The organism is Corynebacterium sp. NML 150383, assembly GCF_002285085.1.
Taxonomy (GTDB): Bacteria; Actinomycetota; Actinomycetes; order Mycobacteriales; family Mycobacteriaceae; genus Corynebacterium; species Corynebacterium gottingense.
The window spans coordinates 1-20,043 of the sequence record NZ_NSGK01000014.1 but is presented as its reverse complement, the minus strand read 5'-3'; the positions used below and the strand labels follow the sequence as shown (position 1 = coordinate 20,043).

Annotated in this window: 20 protein-coding genes; 19 read left to right on the top strand and 1 reads right to left on the bottom strand. The window is 65.3% G+C overall.

Annotation, left to right across the window (positions count from 1 at the left end; all coding sequences use genetic code 11):
- The 19 genes from rpmI (at window position 1) to tyrS (ending at window position 19,615) form a co-directional block, all read left to right on the top strand.
- On the top strand, window positions 1-195 hold the full coding sequence (gene rpmI, locus CKJ85_RS11065) for a 50S ribosomal protein L35 (RefSeq protein ID WP_095278838.1): 195 nt from the start codon (window positions 1-3) through the stop codon (window positions 193-195).
- Window positions 196-252: 57 nt separating this feature from the next.
- Window positions 253-636, top strand: a complete 384-nt coding sequence (gene rplT, locus CKJ85_RS11060) for a 50S ribosomal protein L20 (RefSeq protein WP_095278839.1) — start codon at window positions 253-255, stop codon at window positions 634-636.
- Between the two features lie 107 nt (window positions 637-743).
- Window positions 744-1,247 carry a TM2 domain-containing protein gene (locus tag CKJ85_RS11935; RefSeq protein ID WP_143340201.1) on the top strand — a complete coding sequence of 168 codons (504 nt, stop codon included), beginning with the start codon at window positions 744-746 and terminating at the stop codon, window positions 1,245-1,247.
- A gap of 22 nt (window positions 1,248-1,269) precedes the next feature.
- Window positions 1,270-2,082: an RNA methyltransferase gene (locus CKJ85_RS11050; protein ID WP_095554354.1), complete on the top strand. Its 813-nt coding sequence runs from the start codon at window positions 1,270-1,272 to the stop codon at window positions 2,080-2,082.
- Window positions 2,083-2,202: 120 nt separating this feature from the next.
- Window positions 2,203-3,249 (top strand): phenylalanine--tRNA ligase subunit alpha, encoded by a 1,047-nt coding sequence (gene pheS, locus CKJ85_RS11045; RefSeq protein WP_095554353.1) that lies wholly within the window; start codon window positions 2,203-2,205, stop codon window positions 3,247-3,249.
- Window positions 3,250-3,282: 33 nt separating this feature from the next.
- Entirely contained in the window at window positions 3,283-5,802 is a 2,520-nt protein-coding gene (gene pheT / locus CKJ85_RS11040) for a phenylalanine--tRNA ligase subunit beta (protein WP_095554352.1), read from the top strand.
- Between the two features lie 51 nt (window positions 5,803-5,853).
- Window positions 5,854-6,897, top strand: a complete 1,044-nt coding sequence (gene argC / locus CKJ85_RS11035; protein ID WP_095554351.1) for an N-acetyl-gamma-glutamyl-phosphate reductase — start codon at window positions 5,854-5,856, stop codon at window positions 6,895-6,897.
- A 72-nt stretch (window positions 6,898-6,969) separates the two neighbouring features.
- On the top strand, window positions 6,970-8,184 hold the full coding sequence (gene argJ, locus CKJ85_RS11030; protein WP_095554350.1) for a bifunctional glutamate N-acetyltransferase/amino-acid acetyltransferase ArgJ: 1,215 nt from the start codon (window positions 6,970-6,972) through the stop codon (window positions 8,182-8,184).
- Between the two features lie 19 nt (window positions 8,185-8,203).
- Complete coding sequence (gene argB, locus CKJ85_RS11025) at window positions 8,204-9,184, top strand: acetylglutamate kinase (protein ID WP_095554349.1); 981 nt, start codon at window positions 8,204-8,206, stop codon at window positions 9,182-9,184.
- A complete protein-coding gene (locus CKJ85_RS11020; RefSeq protein WP_095554348.1) occupies window positions 9,181-10,392 on the top strand; it encodes an acetylornithine transaminase in 1,212 nt (403 codons plus the stop codon). The genes argB and CKJ85_RS11020 overlap by 4 nt, the downstream gene beginning before the upstream one ends.
- Entirely contained in the window at window positions 10,389-11,330 is a 942-nt protein-coding gene (gene argF, locus CKJ85_RS11015; protein WP_095554347.1) for an ornithine carbamoyltransferase, read from the top strand. The genes CKJ85_RS11020 and argF overlap by 4 nt, the downstream gene beginning before the upstream one ends.
- Window positions 11,327-11,824, top strand: a complete 498-nt coding sequence (locus tag CKJ85_RS11010) for an arginine repressor (RefSeq protein WP_095278849.1) — start codon at window positions 11,327-11,329, stop codon at window positions 11,822-11,824. The genes argF and CKJ85_RS11010 overlap by 4 nt, the downstream gene beginning before the upstream one ends.
- Before the next feature lie 110 nt (window positions 11,825-11,934).
- Entirely contained in the window at window positions 11,935-13,155 is a 1,221-nt protein-coding gene (locus CKJ85_RS11005) for an argininosuccinate synthase (protein ID WP_095278850.1), read from the top strand.
- A gap of 2 nt (window positions 13,156-13,157) precedes the next feature.
- Window positions 13,158-14,594, top strand: coding sequence for an argininosuccinate lyase (gene argH / locus CKJ85_RS11000; RefSeq protein ID WP_095554346.1), 1,437 nt, complete (start codon window positions 13,158-13,160; stop codon window positions 14,592-14,594).
- A 56-nt stretch (window positions 14,595-14,650) separates the two neighbouring features.
- On the top strand, window positions 14,651-15,817 hold the full coding sequence (locus CKJ85_RS10995) for a hypothetical protein (protein WP_095554345.1): 1,167 nt from the start codon (window positions 14,651-14,653) through the stop codon (window positions 15,815-15,817).
- Window positions 15,814-17,442: a VWA domain-containing protein gene (locus CKJ85_RS10990; protein ID WP_095554344.1), complete on the top strand. Its 1,629-nt coding sequence runs from the start codon at window positions 15,814-15,816 to the stop codon at window positions 17,440-17,442. The genes CKJ85_RS10995 and CKJ85_RS10990 overlap by 4 nt, the downstream gene beginning before the upstream one ends.
- Window positions 17,429-18,094, top strand: a complete 666-nt coding sequence (locus tag CKJ85_RS10985; protein WP_095554343.1) for a hypothetical protein — start codon at window positions 17,429-17,431, stop codon at window positions 18,092-18,094. The genes CKJ85_RS10990 and CKJ85_RS10985 overlap by 14 nt, the downstream gene beginning before the upstream one ends.
- Window positions 18,095-18,104: 10 nt before the next feature.
- Window positions 18,105-18,281 carry a Trm112 family protein gene (locus CKJ85_RS10980; protein WP_095537049.1) on the top strand — a complete coding sequence of 59 codons (177 nt, stop codon included), beginning with the start codon at window positions 18,105-18,107 and terminating at the stop codon, window positions 18,279-18,281.
- Between the two features lie 68 nt (window positions 18,282-18,349).
- On the top strand, window positions 18,350-19,615 hold the full coding sequence (gene tyrS, locus CKJ85_RS10975; protein ID WP_095554342.1) for a tyrosine--tRNA ligase: 1,266 nt from the start codon (window positions 18,350-18,352) through the stop codon (window positions 19,613-19,615).
- A 13-nt stretch (window positions 19,616-19,628) separates the two neighbouring features.
- Here the strand turns inward: tyrS and CKJ85_RS12275 are convergent.
- On the bottom strand, window positions 19,629-20,043 hold a 415-nt coding region (locus CKJ85_RS12275), incomplete at its 5' end, for a hypothetical protein (RefSeq protein WP_233127054.1).

The following is a 20,043-nucleotide window of genomic DNA, read 5'->3' as shown; positions in this document are numbered from 1 at the left end:
ATGAAGCAGAAGACCCACAAGGGCACCGCAAAGCGCATCAAGGTCAACGGCAAGGGCAAGCTGCGCCGCGAGCAGGCCGGCAAGCGCCACCTCAACGAGTCGCTGTCCTCCAAGCGTCGCCGCAAGCTGTCCGGCACCACCGACGTCGCACGGGCAGATCAGAAGCGCATGAAGCGCCTTCTTGGCCGCGCATAGTTCAACCAGCGCCCCGTAACCAGCACAAATACCGAATAAGTAAAGGAAGTTTGACTCATGGCACGTGTGAAGCGTTCAGTCAACGCCAAGAAGAAGCGCCGCGCAATCCTCAAGTCCGCGAAGGGCTACCGCGGCCAGCGCTCCCGCCTGTACCGCAAGGCCAAGGAGCAGTGGCTGCACTCCCAGACCTACGCGTACCGCGACCGTCGTAAGCGCAAGGGTGAGTTCCGCAAGCTGTGGATCCAGCGCATCAACGCCGCTGCTCGTCTCAACGACATCACCTACAACCGCCTCATCCACGGCCTGAAGCTGGCCGAGGTCGAGGTCGACCGCAAGATCCTCGCCGAGCTTGCCGTCAACGACTTCGCTGCGTTCTCCGCGATCTGCGAGATTGCCAAGAACGCCCTCCCGGAGGACGTGAACGCTCCGAAGGCTGCGTAAGCACCCTTCGCTTATCGACGCCCACCTCACCCTCGCGCTTGCGAACGGGTCGGGGTGGGCGTTTCGCGTGCCCGGGCGTGTTCGGGTGCCTGAGTAAGGTGTGAGACATGACGAACCCCTATGACAACGGCAGCAACAACAACACCGGTGGACCCTACGGGAGCGGGTACCCCAGTGGACACGGCAATGGTGCAGATGACTGGTACTGGGACGAGCAGGGCGCGGCTGCCAACGAGTGGGCGCGCACCCGGCAGTTCTACGGCGGCAGACCCGGTAGCGCGAGCGCTCCCGCGCTGTCGGATCACTTCGAAACACTTCGCTCCTCAACCGCATCCGTGCAGCCTGTGAGGCAGCCCCGCGCATGGCCCCTTGCTGTCCTGCTGTGCCTTTTCTTTGGGCTTTTCGGTGTGCACAATTTTTACTTGGGGTACACCAAGCGGGGGCTTGTCCAATTGGGGCTCCACTTCTTCGGCTGGTTGACGACGTTCTTCTTGGTTGGCTTTGTCGTGTTTGGGGTGCTGGGGATCTGGGTGCTGTGCGACCTCGTCAGAATTTGCACGCGCAGCGGCTTCTACTCCACGGACGCGGACGGCGTGCCGTTGTTGCGGTAGCACGCCGGTAGAATCTAAGGCCATGAGCCTCGATTTCACGCAACCCTTTACTGAGCGCACCCCCCGAGTCGTCAACGCGGCGAAGCTGCACCGGGCGCAGGCCCGAAAGAAGGCGAACCGCTTCTTGGTGGAAGGCGCAAACTCAGTGGAGGCGGCCGTGGCGACGGGCGCGGCCACCGATCTTTTTGCCACAGAGCGTGCCGCAGACGAGTTCGCGGACATCATCACCACGGCGGACTACATGGACGTGTTCACCCACGCCATTACTGATCAGGCGGCGAAGCACATGTCTGATACGGTCCACACCACCGGGCTCTTCGCCGTGTGCAAGCCGTCGCTGTGGACTGTCGGAGCGGCGCTGCGCGGGACCCCAGAGTTCGTCGCCGTAGGAGTGGAAACGAACGACCCAGGCAACGCGGGCACCATCATCCGTATCGCCGATGCGACTGGCGCGGATGCCGTGATCTTTGCCGGAGAGACGGTGGACCCGGAATCTTCCAAGGTTGTGCGCGCTTCCGCAGGCTCGCTGTTCCACCTCCCCGTGGCCCGCGAACGAAACATCAAGGACGTCCTGGGTCAGTTGCGCGCCAAAGGCTTGCAAATCGTCGCGACCGCCATGGACGGTGAAGTCTCCCTCGACGCAGCGGGGGAGGTGCTCGCGAAACCGACTGCGTGGCTCTTCGGCAACGAAGCGCACGGGCTCCCCGACGAGATCCTGGAACTGGCTGACCACCGGGTGGCAATTCCAATCAAGGGAAGCGCGGAGTCATTGAACCTCGCCACTGCTGCAGCAATGTGCATGTGGGAGTCCTCCAAGGTGCTCGGCCAGCATTAGGCGACGCGTCGGGCCGTGTGCGCCCTCGAAGTTGTCTCTGCAGGCGTCGGACAATTGATGTGTGCGCCCGGGTATGCTTGTGTGCGCTGAAATATCACCAGACAAGTGGAAGGGACGAGCGTGTCCGAGACCCCGGAGATTCAACTGACCGAGGAAGCGCTAGACAGCGCTGCCGCGGCGGCGATCGAAGCGTTTGAAAACGCGGCAGACTTGCCGGCGCTGGAAGAGGCGCATAGGCAGCATCTGGGGGAGAAGGCCTTTATCCCGCAGGCGCGGCGGGCCCTGGGCACCCTTCCGAAGGACCAGCGCAAGGACGCTGGTCGGATGGTGAATATGGCGCGCGGGCGCGTGGAGAAGCGCTTTGCGCAGCTGCGCGAGCTGCGCGAGGCCGAGTACCGTGCGCAGCAGCTCAAGGAAGAAGCGGTGGATGTCACGCTGCCGACGACTCGCGGTCAGGTCGGGGCGATGCACCCGATCACCACGCTGAGCGAGCAGATTGCGGACATCTTTGTCGGCATGGGCTGGGAAATCGCCGAGGGGCCGGAGATTGAGGCGGAATACTTCAACTTTGACGCGCTCAACTTCATCCCGGATCACCCCGCGCGCACCCTGCAGGACACCTTCTACATTGGTGAGCCGGGCTCCAAACAGGTCATGCGTACGCACACCTCGCCGGTGCAGGTGCGCTCCATGCTGGACCGTGACGTTCCGCTGTACATCGCGTGCCCGGGTCGCGTCTTCCGCACCGACGAGCTTGACGCCACACACACCCCGGTGTTCCACCAGATTGAGGGCCTGGCCGTGGATAAGGGGCTGACCATGGCGCACCTCCGCGGCACCCTGGACCACCTGGCCAAGACGCTGTTCGGGCCGACGGCGAAAACCCGCATGCGTACGAACTACTTCCCGTTCACGGAGCCGAGCGCTGAGGTGGACGTGTGGTTTGAAAACAAGAAGGGCGGCGCAGGCTGGATCGAGTGGGGCGGCTGCGGCATGGTCAACCCAAACGTGCTGCGCGCTGTCGGCGTGGATCCGGAGGAGTACCAGGGCTTCGCCTTCGGCATGGGCCTGGAGCGCACCCTGCAGTTCCGCAACGGGCTGACGGACATGCGCGACATGGTCGAAGGCGACGTGCGCTTCACCCTGCCGTTCGGCGTGCAGGCGTAAGCAGGCAATAGGAGAGAAAGGACAAGGACAACAATGCTGATTTCCAAGAACTGGATCACCCGCCTGCTGCACAACGCGGGCAACGAGGGCTGGACCGTCACTGACGACGAGCTGGACGCAGGCTTCGTCCGCGTCGGCTTCGAAACGGAGGGCTACGCGCCGATCGAAGAAACCACTGGCCCGCTCGTGCTGGGGCGCGTCGCCGAGATCGAAGAGCTCACCGGGTTTAAGAAGCCGATCCGGCACTGCCAGGTTGACGTGGGAGATGCGAACGGCACCGGCGAACTGCAGGGCATCATCTGCGGTGCGCGGAATTTCGCGCTTGGCGACTACGTCGTGGTAGCGCTGCCGGGCGCGGTCCTGCCGGGTGGCTTCGCCATCTCCGCGCGCAAGACCTATGACCACATCTCCAACGGCATGATGGCGTCCGCCGCGGAGCTCGGCATGACCACGAAGAGTGACGGCATCATTACCCTGCCCGAGGGCATGGGCAAGCCGGGCGATGATGCCCGCGAGATCCTCCAGCTCGATGACACGATCTTTGACGTCAACATCACCCCAGACCGTGGCTACGCGCTTTCCGCGCGCGGCCTGACCCGCGAGATCGCCTCCGCGTTCGACCTCACGTTCACCGATCCCGCCGCGGACCCGCAGGTCGCGGCCGTGGACACCTCGCAGGTCCCCGCAGCGCAGGGTTCGCTTATCGACGTCACCGTGGACGACTCCACCCGCGCTCGCCGCTTCGGGCTGGCCAAGGTCGAGGGCATTAACCCGGCAGCGAAGGCCCCGTTCTGGATGCAGCGCGAGCTCATGCTCTCCGGCATCCGCTCCGTCAACGCGGCGACTGACGTGACCAACTACGTCATGCTGCTCCTCGGCCAGCCGATGCACGCCTTTGATGCGGACAAGATCTCCGGCAACCTGCACGTGCGCAACGCGTCGGCGGGCGAGGAGTTTGAGACGCTGGACCACACGAAGCGCACCCTGCTGGACTCCGACGTAGTCATCACCGACGACGCAGGCATCCAGTCCCTCGCGGGCGTGATGGGTGGCGTCACCTCTGAGATCTCGGACGAGACGGTAAACGTGTACTTCGAGGCCGCCAACTGGGACGAGCTTACGGTGGCGAAGACGGCGCGCCACCACAAGCTGAGCTCGGAGGCGTCGCGCCGGTTCGAGCGTGGCGTCGACCCGGCCATCGTGGAGGTAGCCCTGGACGTTGCGTGCGCGCTGCTGACCAGCATCGCTGGCGGCGAGATCGCGTCCGGACGCACCCTCGTCGGCGCGGTCCCGCAGCGCGAGGCCATTGAACTGCCGGTGGCCGCGCCGTCCAAGCTCATCGGCGTCGAGTACGCCGAGGAGACGGTCGTGCGCCGCTTGGAGGAGGTCGGCTGCGCCGTGGAGGCCGTGGAGAAGGCGGCCGAGGGCATCCTGGCTGTCACCCCGCCCACCTGGCGCGGCGACCTCACCGTCCCGGTCGAGCTGATCGAGGAAATCGTGCGCCTGGAAGGGCTGGACGACATCCCGTCTCTCCTGCCCACCCCGCGCGGTGGCCGCGGTCTGACTCCGGCGCAGCAGCGCCGCCGCGCCGTGACGCACGCGTTGGCCTACGCCGGTTACGCCGAGATTATCCCCACCCCGTTCATGGCAAACAGCACCTTCGACACCTGGGGCCTGGACGAGGACGACCCGCGTCGCAACACCGTGAAGGTGCAGAACCCGCTGGATACTGACTACGGAGTGCTCGCCACGACGCTGCTGCCGGCGATGCTCGAGGCCGTGGGGAAGAACGTGGCACGCGGTCGCGCTGACGTCGCGATGTACTCGGTGGCGCAAACGGCGTTCAAGCGCGCGGAAGCCTCGCCGCTGCCCAGCGTGGAAGCTCGCCCCGACGGGGCGACGATCTCCGGCATCCTGGATTCGGTGCCGCACCAGCCGCTGCATGTGGCAACCGTCGCGCTGGGCAACGCCGAGGAGGCAGGCCCGTTCGGCCAGGCTCGTGCCTACACCTGGGCAGACGCGCTCGAGTCGGCGCAGGTTGTGGCCCGCGCCGCAGGCGTTGAGCTCACGGTTGCTGCTGCGGAGTACTTGCCGTGGCACCCGGGCCGCTGCGCTGAGCTGCGCGTCGGCGAGACCGTCGTGGGGCACGCCGGCGAGCTCCACCCGCAGATCTTGGAGGCGCTCGAGCTGCCGCCGCGCGTGTGCGCGATGGAGCTCGACCTCTCCGCGCTGCCGTTTGCGGAGGTCCTCCCGGCCCCCATCCTTTCCGTCTACCCGGCGCTGCACCAGGACATCGCGCTCGTCGTCGACGAGGCAGTGCCGGCCGAGGAGGTCCGCAGGGTCCTCGAAGAGGGGGCAGGTGAGCTGCTCGAGGGCGTCACGCTTTTCGACGTCTACCGCTCCGAACAGCTCGGCGAAGCCAAGAAGTCCCTGGCGTTTGGCCTGGTGTTCCGCGCACCGGACCGCACGCTCACCGAGGACGAGGCTTCCGAGGCCCGCCTCGCGGCGGCGGAGGCGGCCAAGGCCCGCTTCGGCGCCGAGATGCGTGGCTAAACCAAGAATGAATAATTTGCAGCCGACTGCATAAAAGCGTAGGGTGTCTGTATGACACTGAACGTAGCAGTCGCCGGGGCGACGGGGTACGCAGGCGGAGAAATCCTCCGCCTGCTCCTGCGCCACCCCCTGTACGAGTCGGGCGACCTCACTATCGGCGCACTGACCGGAAACTCCACGACGGGGCAGTCCGTCGCCGAGCTGATGCCACACCTGCCGCAGTTGGCGGATCGGGTCATCGAGCCGACCTCTGTGGAGGCGCTCGGCGGGCACGACGTCGTCTTCCTCGGGCTGCCGCACGGCTTCTCAGCTGAAATTGGCGCGAAGCTGCCGGACACAACGATCGTGATCGATTGCGCGGCGGATTTCCGTCTCCGTGATGCCGCCGCGTGGCAGCGCTACTACGGCTCCGCGCACGCGGGCAGCTGGCCCTACGGTATTCCGGAGATGCCCGGCCACCGTGACCAGCTGCGCGGCGCGACCCGCGTCGCCGTACCCGGCTGCTTCCCAACGGGTGCGACCCTCGCCGCCTACCCGGCCGTTGCAGCGGGGTTGGCGGTACCCGACCTCCGCGTTGTGGCTATCACCGGGGTCTCGGGCGGCGGCAAGAAAGCGTCCGTCGCCATGCTCGGCGCAGAGACGATGGGCTCGCTCAAGACGTACAAGACCGCAGGCGCGCACCGGCACACCCCGGAGATCGCGCAGAACATCGCCGAGGCCACGGATGAGGACGTCACCGTGAGCTTCACCCCGGTCCTGGCACCGCTCCCGCGCGGCATTCTCACCACCGTGACCATGCCGCTACGCAGCGGGATCGACGCCGCCACCGCTCGCGCGGCGTACGAGTCGGCGTACGGCGACGAACCGTTCGTGCACGTCCTCCCGGAAGGCGCGCACCCGCAGACGCAGCACGTCGTGGGTGCAAATACGTGCCACGTTCAGGTTGAGGTCGACGAGGGCGCCGGAGTACTGCTCGCCACGTCCGCCATTGACAACCTGACTAAGGGCACCGGCGGCGCGGCAGTGCAGTGCATGAACCTCGCCCTCGGACTGGACGAGACGGCCGGCCTGCCACGACAGGGCGTCGCCCCCTAGCCCAGGCACACCTGGAAGATCATCCCTACAACGCCACCCGCGCGGCGACCTTTACACAGAAAGCGAGACACCATGGAAACCCCACACCCATCACCGAGTACCCACAATGCCGCCGAAGCGCCCCGACTGAGTGTGACCGCCCCCCAGGGGTTCCGCGCTGCGGCGACTGCGGCGGGCATCAAGCCGTCGGGGAAGTCGGACATGGCACTCGTGGTCAACGACGGCCCGAATGACGCCGCGGCCGCGGTATTTACGCGCAATCGCGTGAAGGCGTCGCCGGTCAAGCTTTCGCAGGCGGCGTTGGCAGACGGTGCGCTGCGCGTGGTGCTGTACAACTCCGGGAACGCGAACGCATGCAACGGCGCGCAGGGCGACGCGGACGCGCGCGAATCCCAAGCGCTCGCCGCAGCGGCGCTCGGTGTCGAGCCCTCGGAGGTGGCCGTCTGCTCGACCGGGCTGATTGGGGAGCTGCTGGACATGGGGAAGGTGCGTGGTGGCGTCGAAAAGCTGCTGCCCCTGCTCGGCGACGACGAGGCGCAGGGCGAGGCGGCGGCTGACGCGATTTTGACGACGGACCTTGTGCGGAAAGAGGCTGGCTACCACGGCGAAGGCTGGGCGGTCGGGGCGATGGGCAAGGGCGTGGGCATGATGGCGCCCTCGCTCGCCACGATGCTGGTGTGCATTACTACCGACGCTGCCGCGACACCCCAGGCGCTGGACGCCGCGCTGCGCAAGGCGACGAAGGTGACGTTTGACACCGTCGATATTGACGGCTCGACCTCCACCAACGACACGGTCATCGTGATGGCCAACGGCGCGAGCGGGGTTACCCCGAGCCAGGACGAGCTGGATCGCGCGATCCACGCGGTGTGCGATTCACTGGCGCGCCAGATGCAGGCCGACGCCGAAGGCGTGACCAAGCGCGTCAACATCACGGTGACCGGCACCGCGAGCGATGACGACGCACTCAACGCCGCCCGCACGCTGGGCCGCGACAGCCTGTTCAAGTGCGCCATGTTCGGCTCCGACCCGAACTGGGGCCGCACACTCGCGGCGGTCGGCATGGCGGACGCAGCGATGGACCCCGAGAACATCGCCGTGTACTTCAACGGGCAGCCGGTGTGCGAGCGCTCTACCGGAACGCCCGGCGCGCGCGATGTCGACCTCTCCGGCGTGGACATCGACGTCCGCGTGGACCTGGGGACCGGGGGCCCGGGCACCGCGACGGTCCACACCACCGACCTGTCCCATGACTACGTGGAGATCAACTCCGCGTACAGCTCCTAGCAGGAAGGGCACCGAGGCAATGAGCGAACCAACTCCGGCGCAGCCGCTGAAACCCCTGAAGAATCTCAGCAGCGAGGACCGCGCACACGTCCTCGCGGAGGCCCTCCCGTGGCTGCAGCACTTCCGTGACAAGATCGTCGTGGTCAAGTACGGCGGCAACGCCATGATTGATGAGCAGCTGAAGGCCGCGTTCGCCGCGGACATGGTGTTTCTGCGCACGGTTGGCGCTAAACCCGTTGTCGTGCACGGCGGCGGGCCGCAGATTTCGGCGATGCTCAAGCGGCTGGGCCTCGATGGCGGAAAGTTTGTTGGGGGCTTTCGCGTTACCACGCCGGAGATCCTCGACGTGGTCCGCATGGTCCTGTTCGGCCAAGTCGGCCGCGACCTGCTGGGCAAGATCAACTCGCACGGCCCCTACGCGGTGGGGACCTCCGGCGAGGATGCCGGGCTGTTTACCGCGGAGCGCAGGCTTGTCGACGTCGACGGGCACCCCACCGACATCGGTCTGGTCGGCACGATCACGGACGTGAACCCCTCTGCAGTGATGGACATCATTGAGGCTGGCCGGATCCCCGTCGTCTCCGGCATCGCGCCAGGTGAGGGCGGCGACGTGTACAACATCAACGCCGACGAGGCAGCCGGCGCGCTGGCCAAGGCGATCGGCGCGGAGCGCCTGGTTGTACTCACCAACGTGGAGGGCCTCTACACCGACTGGCCGGACAAAGACTCGCTCCTGTCCAAGATCCAAGTCGGGGAGCTCGAGCGCATGATGCCAGACCTGGATTCCGGCATGATCCCCAAGATGGGGGCCTGCCTGACGGCGGTGAAAGGGGGAGTGCGCGCTGCCCACGTGATTGACGGCCGTATTGCCCACTCCGTGCTGCTGGAGCTGCTCACCGAGGGCGGTATCGGCACCATGGTGTTCCCGGATGCTTTTGACGTGAACAACTACCCGGAGGGCACGGCCACCACTGTGTTCAGGAAGGATGAAAACGCATGACCGAGCAGACGCACTCCACGCAACCAGCGCTCGCGGCCTGGGGCGACACGCTCATGAACACCTACGGCACGCCGCCCGTGGAGCTCGCCCACGGCGAGGGCGCGCGGGTCTTTAGCCCGCAGGGCGCCGAGTTCATCGACATGTTGGCCGGCATCGCGGTCAACTCCTTGGGCCACGCCCACCCGGCGGTGATCGACGCCGTCACCGAACAGATTGGCAAGCTGGGCCACGTCTCCAACCTCTTCGCCTCCGAGCCGGTGGTGCAGGCCGCACAGAAGCTCAAGGCGCGGTGTGGCGACGATGCTGCGCGACTGTTCTTCTGCAACTCGGGCGGCGAGGCGAACGAGGCTGCGTTCAAGCTTGCTCGCTTGACTGGGCGCTCGCGCGTCCTCGCCGCGGTGAACGGTTTCCACGGCCGCACGATGGGTTCGCTCGCGCTTACCGGCCAGCCCGAGAAGCGCGCGCCGTTCGAGCCCCTGCCCTCCGGCGTGGAGTTCTACCCCTACGGCGACACCGACTACCTGCGCAAACTCGTGGCCGTAAACCCGGGTGACACCGCGGCGATCATCCTCGAGCCGGTCCAGGGCGAAACCGGCGTCATCCCCGCGCCCGAGCATTTCCTCACCCAGGTCCGCCAACTGTGCGACGAGTCCGGGGCGCTCATGCTTATCGACGAAGTCCAGACCGGCATCGGACGCACCGGAGACTTCTTTGCGTTCCAGCACGAAGGCATCGTCCCGGACGTGGTGACCATGGCGAAGGGGCTCGGCGCCGGCCTGCCCATCGGCGCGGTCCTGGCGCGCGGGAAGGCCGCGGAGCTGTTCACCCCGGGCTCGCACGGCACGACCTTCGGCGGCAACCCCGTCGCCTGCGCTGCGGCGAACGCGGTGCTGGACACTGTTGATGACGCATTCCTCGCGGAGGTGCGCCGCAAGGGGGAGAAGCTCGCTGCGTCGGTCGCGGCGTTGGACGGCGTGCAGGAGGTGCGCGGCCGCGGCCTTATGCTCGGGGTGGTGCTCGACCGGCCCGTGGCCAAGGACGTGGTGGCGAAGGGGCTGGAGCGGGGAGTGATTGTGAACGCTCCGTCGACAAGCGTGGTGCGACTCACGCCGCCCCTCATCATCACGGACAATGACATTGATGCGGCCGTTGAGCGCATCGCGCTCGCGTTTGCCGACGCCACCGAGAACGAAAGGAACGACTCATGACCAGGCACTTTTTGGCTGATGACGATCTGACGCCGGACGAGCAGGCCGAGGTGCTCGCGCTCGCCGCTGAGATGAAGCGCGACCCGTACGCGAACCGCCCGCTCGAGGGGCCGAAGTCTGTGGCCGTGCTCTTTGACAAGACGTCCACACGGACCCGCTTCTCCTTCGACGTGGGCATCCACCAGATGGGCGGGAACGCGATCATCACGGACACGTCCAACTCCCAGATGGGGAAGGGGGAGACGCTGCAGGACACGGCGGCGGTGCTGTCCCGGTTCGTTGATGCGATCGTGTGGCGCACCTACGCGCATGACAACTTCCACGCGATGGCCGAGACCGCGACGGTCCCGCTGGTCAACGCGCTGTCGGATGACCTGCACCCCTGCCAGATCCTCGCGGACCTGCAGACTATTCAGGAAAACTTCGGCCGCCTCAAGGGGCTGCGCGCCGCGTACCTGGGCGACGGCGACAACAATATGGCGAATTCCTACATGCTCGGGTTTGCCACCGCGGGTGTGGACATTGCCATCGTCGCGCCCGAGGGGTTCCAGCCTAAGGAGAAGTTTGTGCAGCGGGCGCGCGAGCGCGCCGAACAGACCGGCGCGACGGTCACGGTGAGCGCCGACCTGGCCGCGGTGGACGGCGTGGACGTGGTCATCACCGACACGTGGGTGTCCATGGGCATGGAGGACGACGGGTTGGACCGCCGGACCCCGTTTTTGCCCTACCAGGTCAACGCGGAGGTCATGGCACGCGCGTCGGAGGATGCCGTATTCTTGCACTGCTTACCTGCGTACCGCGGCAACGAGGTCACGGCGGAGGTGATCGACGGCGCGCAATCGCGCGTGTTCGACGAGGCGGAAAACCGGCTGCACGCCCAGAAGGCATTGCTGGCGTGGCTCATGGAACACCAAGACGAGGAGGAACACCAGGTATGACCCAACCCGTATCGCGCACGGCGCGACAGGCCCGCATCCTTGAGATCATCGGGAGCACACGGGTGTCTTCGCAGGCGCAACTCTCCGAATTCTTGCAGGCCGACGGCATCGACATCACCCAGGCGACGCTGTCGCGCGACCTGGACGAGCTTGGGGCGAAAAAGATCCGTCCCCTTGGGGGCGGCCGTGCGTATTACACGGTGACCTCTGACACGGGGTCGCTCTCCGTCGTGCAGACCGGGCCGCGGGACAAGCTGCGCCGCATGATCGAGGAGCTCGTCGTCTCGGTGGACTACACCGGCAACACCACGGTCTTGCGCACGCCTCCCGGCGCCGCGCAGTACTTGGCCAGCTACATCGACCGCGTCGGCCTCGACGAAGTCGTGGGCTGCATCGCGGGCGACGACACGATCTTTGTCCTGGCTCGGGAGCCGCTCAGCGGTAAGGAATTGGGCGAAAAGATCTTCGGCCACGCGCACCCCGCCAACGAATAGCGTGTTCCGCAGCAGCGGGTCACAGGAAACACACATCCCCCGGGTAACCTCAGTAACCGGGTGTGTCACAACTTGAACAACCTCGAACACTATTGAAGGAGCTACTTCTCATGAGCAATCGCGTCGTACTCGCATACTCCGGCGGTCTGGACACCTCCGTCGCCATTTCCTACCTGGGCGAAATGCTTGATGCCGACGTCGTCGCAGTCGCCCTCGACCTGGGCCAGGGCGGCGAGGACATGGAGTCCGTCCGCCAGCGCGCGCTGGATTGCGGCGCCGTCGAGTCCATCGTCGTTGACGCGAAGGACGAGTTCGCTGAGGACTACTGCCTGCCCACCATCAAGGCGAACGGCATGTACCAGGGCGAGTACCCGCTGGTCTCCGCGATTTCGCGCCCGCTGATTGTCAAGCACCTGGTCAAGGCCGCCCAGGAGCACGGCGGCACCCACGTCGCCCACGGCTGCACCGGCAAGGGCAACGACCAGGTCCGCTTCGAGGTCGGTTTCCTCAACCAGGACCCCGACCTGGAGATCGTGGCCCCGGCTCGCGACTTCGCCTGGACGCGCGATAAGGCAATCGAGTACGCCGAGGGCAAGGACCTGCCGATCGAGCAGTCCGCCGCGTCACCGTTCTCCATCGACCAGAACGTGTGGGGCCGCGCCGTCGAGACCGGCTTCCTCGAGGACCTGTGGAACCCGCCGACAAAGGACCTCTACGCATACACCGAGGATCCGGCGATGGGCAACGCGCCGGACGAGATCATCATCTCCTTCGAGGGCGGCAAGCCCGTTGCCATCGACGGCCGTAAGGTCACCGTGCTCGAGGCCATCGAGGAGCTCAACCGTCGCGCCGGTGCGCAGGGCATCGGCCGCCTGGACATGGTCGAGGACCGCCTGGTGGGCATCAAGTCCCGCGAGGTCTACGAGGCACCGGGCGCGGTTGCGCTGATCACCGCGCACAAGGCGCTTGAAGACGTCACCGTTGAGCGTGAGCTTGCGCGCTACAAGCGCCTTATCGACGCCCGCTGGTCCGAGGAGGTCTACGACGGCCTCTGGTTCGGCCCGCTGAAGCGCTCGCTCGACGCCTTCATCGACTCCACCCAGGAGCACGTCACCGGCGACATCCGCATGGAGCTGCACGCGGGCAAGGCGACCGTCAACGGCCGCCGCTCCAACCACTCCCTCTACGACTTCAACCTGGCCACCTACGACACCGGCGATACCTTCGACCAGACCCTGGCCAAGGGCTTCGTGCGCCTGCACGGACTGTCCTCCCAGATTGCCAATAAGCGCGACCGCGAGGCCGGCGCCCAGGAGAAGCAGGAAAAGTAGGCATGGAACAGCACAAGACCAACGAAGGCGCGCTGTGGGGCGGCCGCTTCTCTGGCGGCCCCTCGGAAGCGATGTTCGCGCTCTCCGTGTCCACCCACTTTGACTGGGTCCTCGCGCCCTACGACGTGCTCGCGTCCAAGGCGCACGCGAAGGTGCTCAACAAGGCAGGGCTGCTTTCCGACGCTGACCTGCACACCATGCTCGACGGTCTCGACCAGCTCGGGCGCGACGTGGCGGACGGCTCCTTTGTCCCGGCCCCGACGGACGAGGACGTCCACGGCGCCATGGAGCGCGGACTGATCGAGCGGGTCGGCCCCGAGGTGGGCGGACGGCTGCGCGCTGGCCGGTCCCGCAACGACCAGGTCGCCGCGATGTTCCGCATGTGGTGCCGTGACGCGCTGCGCGGCGTGGCCGTCGAGGTCAGCGCGCTCATCGATGCGCTCGTCGACCAGGCCGCCGCGCACCCGGACGCGATCATGCCGGGCAAGACCCACTTCCAGGCGGCGCAGCCGATCCTGCTTGCGCACTCGCTGCTGGCGCACGCGCAGCCACTGCTGCGCGATCTTGAGCGGATCCAGGACGCGGACAAGCGCCTCGCTGTCTCGCCCTACGGCTCGGGCGCGCTGGCGGGTTCGTCGCTGCACCTGGACCCTGAAGCGATCGCGGCCGAGCTCGGTTTCGACTCCGCATGCGACAACTCGCTGGACGGCACCGCGTCGCGCGACTTCGCGGCGGAGACCGCCTACGTGCTCACCCAGATTGCCGTGGACATTTCGCGGCTGTCCGAGGAGCTCATCGCGTGGTCGACCCCTGAGTTCGGCTACATCACGCTTGACGACGCCTGGTCCACCGGGTCCTCGATCATGCCGCAGAAGAAGAACCCGGACGTGCCGGAGCTGGCTCGCGGCAAGACGGGCCGTCTTCTGGGCAACCTGACCGGCCTGCTCGCCACGCTGAAAGCGATGCCGTTGGCGTACAACCGCGACCTGCAGGAGGACAAGGAGCCGGTGATCGATTCGGTCAACCAGCTGCGGGTGCTGCTGCCCGCGATGACCGGGCTCGTCTCCACGCTCGTATTCCACGAGGACCGCATGCGCGAGCTCGCGCCCGCCGGCTTCACGCTGGCGACGGACCTCGCGGAGTGGATGGTGCGCCAGGGCGTGCCGTTCCGCGAAGCGCACGAGGCGTCGGGCGCGTGTGTGCGCATCGCCGAGGAGCGTGGTGTGGACCTCATCGATTTGACGGATGAGGAGCTGGTGGGCGTCGATAAGCGACTGACCCCCGAGGTCCGTGAAGTCCTCACGATCGACGGGGCCGTGGCATCCCGCGATACCCGCGGCGGTACCGCCAAGGTGCGCGTGGACGAGCAGCGGCAGCGCGTTTCCGAGGCGAACGCGGCATTCCGCGCGTGGGCGGAGGCGCCGGTGCGCGGCGCGTAACCTCGGCATTGGCGCAATGACCTGCGCCACAGCCGCCCAGCCCTTATGCTGAGTGCATGAGCGACACCAACGGAGGGAAGCGGTCTTTCTCTGCAATAGTCTCGATCATCATCGCGGTTGTGCTCATCGTGATGATCGGGCTTGCGCTGAGCGACGCCCGCGGCGAGAACAACGCGATACGCTGGCTGAACTTCGGAGGCGGCGAAGGTGGTGGCGCCGGAACCACCACCGTAGAGGGCATCATCGGCTCGGAGAAGCGCGACTACTTCGAGGACCCGGAAGTGAAAAGCCGGCTCGCGGAGCTCGGCTACACCGTGAAGTTTTCCACCGCGGGCTCGCGCCAAATCGCGACGAACACTGACCTGGACAAGCAGGACTTTGTCTTCCCGTCGTCCGGACCGGCAGCCCAAAAGGTGAAGAGCCAGGGCGGCAGCTACTCGGTGGACTACCCATTTTTTACCCCGATGGCCATCGCCTCCTGGCAGCCGATCGTGGACCTGCTCGAGCAGGAGGGCGTGGTGCGCAACACGGGCGACGGCTACGCCTTTGACATGGGCGCGTACGTCAAGCTCGCGGAGAGCGGGAAGCGGTGGCGCGACCTCGGCGACACTTTCCCGTCCCCGCGCCAGGTGCAGGTGAGCACGACGGACATTCGCACCTCAAACTCCGCTGCCATGTACCTCTCGCTGCTGACCTGGCAGTTTGAGCAGGAAAAACCGGGGATGAGCACCGAGGAACTGGTGGACAAGATTTCGCCGTTCTTCGTGGGGCAGGGGTACTCGGAATCGTCTTCTTCCGCGCCCTTCCGCGACTACCTGAGCCAGGGCATGGGCTCGACGCCGCTGGTCCTGGTCTACGAGGCCCAGTTCCTTGGCGAGCAGATGAAGGACAACTCGCGCGTTCGCGACGACATGGTCCTCCTGCGCCTCGAGCCGACCGTGGTGGCAAACCACGGCATCGTCGGCATCTCGGACAAGGGCAAGGAGCTCGGCCGCCTGCTGAGTACTGATCCGGAATTGCAGCGACTTGCTGCGAAGCACGGTTTTCGCCCGGCTGAGAGCGGCTCGCTCGCGGACGAGCTCCAAGCGCACGGACTGCCCGCGCCGTCCGACTACGTCAACAGTGTCGACCCACCGACCTTCGATCGCCTCGAGCAGCTTCTCGACGCCGTCGGGCAACGCTACAGCGGACAACCACCAGCCAATGAGGAGGCCACCCTATGAAGAAACTACTTGCCGTTCTTTCCGCGCTGTTCATGGTGACTGCCACCGCCGGCTGCATGAACCTCGGCGGTGAATCCGGTGGCCTGGGAGGATCGGGTGGGTCCGGTGGGAGTGGTGATGCATCGCTGCACATTCTCGCTGCGACCGAGCTGAAGGATCTTGAACCGCTGATCCAGGAGGCGGCTGATGACCTAGGTAAGGACATCAGCGTGAGCTACGACGGCGGCACCCTGGAGAACTCACAGGGCCTGAAGGACGGTGGGTACGACGGCACGTACGACGCCACTTGGTTTGCCACCAACCGCTACGCGGACCTGATCGGCGCCTCTGACGCGCTGGCGGACCAGTACCCGTTGGCCAATTCCCCGATCGCGCTAGGAGTTCGCAGCGATCTGGCGCAACAGAAGGGCTGGGTTGACAACCCGCCGACCTGGGACGACCTCGTTGCCGCCGCCGATGCCGGCGAGCTGTCCTTCGGAATGACCGACCCCACGGCGTCGAACTCCGGCTTTTCCACGGTGGTCTCCGCCGCGACGGCGCTGGCCGATACCGGGCTCGCTCTGACGGAGGAGGACATCAACCGGGTCGCCCCGCAGCTGCAAACGTTCTTCTCCTCCCAGACGGTTTCGTCTGGGTCCTCCGGCTGGCTCGCGGACACGTTCGCGCAGGATCCGACGAAGGCGGACGCGATCTTCAACTACGAGTCGACGCTCTTCCAGTTGAAGAAGGCAGGGCAGGACATCGAGGTGGTGGTCCCCGCCGACGGAACCATCACCGCGGACTACCCGCTCAGTGCGCTCAAGCACCCGCAGAATACGGGCTCGGGCGAGGCGGTCCGTGAGCTTGCGGATTGGTTCCAGGAACACCAGCAAGAGGTGGCGGATACGTACCGGCGCCCGGTGCAGGGCGTCGATACTCTGCCCGCTGAGCTCGCGCGGCACACGCCGATCGAGCTGCCGTTCCCGGCCACGGAGAACGTCACGACGCAGCTGCTGGACAAGTACAACGGCGAGTTCCGCATGCCCGGCCAATCGACATTCCTGCTGGACACCTCCGGCTCGATGGAGGGCGAGCGCCTTGCGTCGCTGAAGCGGATCATGCACGAGCTCATCGGCGGCACTGCTGCCACGTCGACCGGTGATGTCTCCTTCCGCGACAGGGAAAGCGTCGAGCTCCTGCCGTTCAATGATGCACTGGAAGAAGGCGCCTCAAGTGTCATTGCTGATGCGGACCCCGCGTCCCGCGAAAACCTTGACGCCTTTGTGAACAACCTCGAGCCGGGCGGGTACACCGCGACCTACGCCGCGCTTGAGCAGGTGCTTACCCAGCAAGCTGCGGCGAAGGCGAAGAGCGAGTCGACGCAGGACCAGAACGAGAAGACCCGGACTCCCACGGTCGTGCTCCTGTCCGACGGGCAGGCGACCGCCGAACCGTTCTACGATCAGTTCGTTGCGGATTACGGGCAGCACCCCGAATGGTCTGGTATCCCGGTCTTTGTGATCCTGTACGGTGAAGCGAACCGGGGCGAGATGGAGCAGTTGGCTCAGCTCACCGGCGGTAAGGTATTCGACGCCCAGAACGGCGACTTGGCCGAGACGTTTAAGGAGATCCGTGGCTACCAGTAAATGGGACTATTTCGCCTCGCCGAAAAACCAGGTCGGCATGATCGCGGCCGCGGTCACCACCGGGGCGTTCGCCGTCTTCGGCCTGGTGGGGGCGCTCGGAGTGATTCCCTGGGCGGTCGCCGCCGGAGTCGCGTACGGGGCGGGCGCGTTGCTCACGCCGTCGAAAAGCCAGAAGGCGCTCCCGGCGGCTGAGACGACTTCGACCGAGTCGATGATTGATGAGTCAATCAAGGAAAACCTGGCCAAACTGCACCGCGCGAACGTGCCACCGCCGGTGTATAACGAGGCGATGAAGTTGCAGTCGGTTACTCGCTTCGTGCTCTCGCAGTGGGAGAGCCTGACGCCGACTCCTGAGCACCAGCAGACCGTGTACAACGTGTCAAAGGTCTACCTCCCCGAGGTTGTCGACACCTACCTCAAGGCGCCCCAGTACCGCGGGCGCGAGGCGTCGATGCGCTGCATCGATTCGCTTCGCACGATGTACGACGCGGTTAACCGCGTCAAGCACGGCATCCTGGACAACAACCTCCGCGCCCTGGATTCGCAGGCTTCGTACCTCAAGGAGGCGCTGCAGGGGCCCGTTTCGCTTGACGACGCCGCCGTTGACCCTCCCTCCGATCCCGACACGTCGGGGACGAGCCCGTACAAGTAGGATGAACCCCATGAGTCTCGATCCGAAACTCCTTGACGTCCTGGCCTGCCCGAAGGACAAGGGCCCACTGACATACAGGGAAGACGAACAGCTGCTGGTCAACGAGCGCCTCAACATCGCGTATCGCATCGACGACGGGATCCCGGTGCTGCTTATCGACGAAGCCGAGCCCTATCCCGCAGCCTAAGACCTCACCCCATCAGCTGAATTCAACTACCCGAGACAACTGCGCTTTTCCACGCGCGAAGGACACCGATGAGCACAAACATTGTTGAAGAACTCGAATGGCGCGGACTGATCAACCAGTCCACCGACCTGGACGCACTGCGCGCCGCGACGGAATCGCCGATCAGCTTGTACTGCGGCTTCGACCCGACTGGCCCGTCGCTGCATGCCGGCCACCTGGTGCCGTTGCTCATGCTGCGGCGCTTCCAGGAGGCTGGGCACCGACCGATCGTGCTGGCGGGCGGCGCCACAGGCATGATTGGTGATCCCCGCGACGTAGGGGAGCGGACCATGAACTCCTCCGACACAGTTGCGGATTGGGCTGGACGTATCAGCGGTCAGCTCAAGCGGTTCGTCTCCTTTGAGGGCGAGAACGGCGCGTTGTTGGTGAACAACAACGACTGGACGAAGGACATGTCGGTCATCGACTTCCTCCGCGACGTGGGCAAGCATTTCTCCCTGTCCACGATGCTTGGCCGCGACACGGTGAAGCGCCGCCTGGAAAACGACGGCATCTCGTACACCGAGTTTTCCTACATGCTGCTGCAGGCGAATGACTACGTGCAGCTTCGCCGCAACCACGACTGCGTGTTGCAGGTTGGTGGAGGTGACCAGTGGGGCAACCTTGTCGCTGGTGTGGACTTGAACCGTCGCATGGACGGCGAGCAGGTGCACGCGCTGACGGTGCCGCTGGTCACCGACTCCGAGGGCAAGAAGTTTGGCAAGTCCACTGGTGGCGGCTCGCTGTGGCTCGATCCCGAGATGACCAGCCCGTACAAGTGGTACCAATACTTTGTGAACACCGCTGATGCCGACGTGATCCGCTACCTGCGCTGGTTTACGTTCCTGGACCAGGAAGAACTCGATCGCCTTGCGGTTGAGGTGGAGGAGCGACCGTTCAAGCGTGAGGCTCAAAAGCGTCTTGCACAGGAGATGACGGACCTCATTCACGGCCGCGAAGCCCGCGAAGCTGTTGAGCTGGCTTCGCAGGCGCTGTTCGGGCGGGCGGAACTGACCGACCTGGACGAGAAGACGCTCGCTTCCGCGGTTTCGGAGACCCAGGTGTTCGAGTTCAGCGATGCGGAGACCACCATTGTTGACCTGCTCATTGGCGCAGGCCTTGCCGATTCGAAGGGCGCTGCCCGTCGCTCGATCAAGGAGGGTGGCATCTACGTGAACAACGAGCGGGTGGCATCCGAGGAATGGAAGCCCGGAAGTGACGACTTGTTGCACGGCGCGTGGCTGGTCCTCCGCCGCGGGAAGAAGAACTTCGCCGGTGCCAAGAAGGTGGGATAGCTCCTCACCGCTACTAACCGCCAACAGTTTTCGTGTAAGCGAGCTGTTGGCGGTTTTCGTTTGCCCAAAAACCTGTTGTGTGCTGGGGGTTTGCGTGTTTGTGTTGTTCGTGGTTAAGTAGTTCCTCGTTGCCGAGAGCGAGTGAGTCGCTCGGAGGGAACGAGATAATTTCACAGTGTTGCGGGCTTGGTTGCTTGAGTTTGGTTGAGGTTTTCCTCGATTTTGACTTTTGTTTACCTTGTGTGTAACGTTGTTTTCCGCTGCCGAGCACTGATTGGTTGTGTTTGACTGGTTGGTCTGGTGTGCGTGTGTTGTTTGAGAACTCGATAGTGTGCCAATGTACTTTTGTTTGTGGATTGGTTGCGTGCCTGTGTTGTGCTGGCTGCACGTTTTGTGTGGTTGGTGTGTGCCGGTAGCATCGCTTGTGA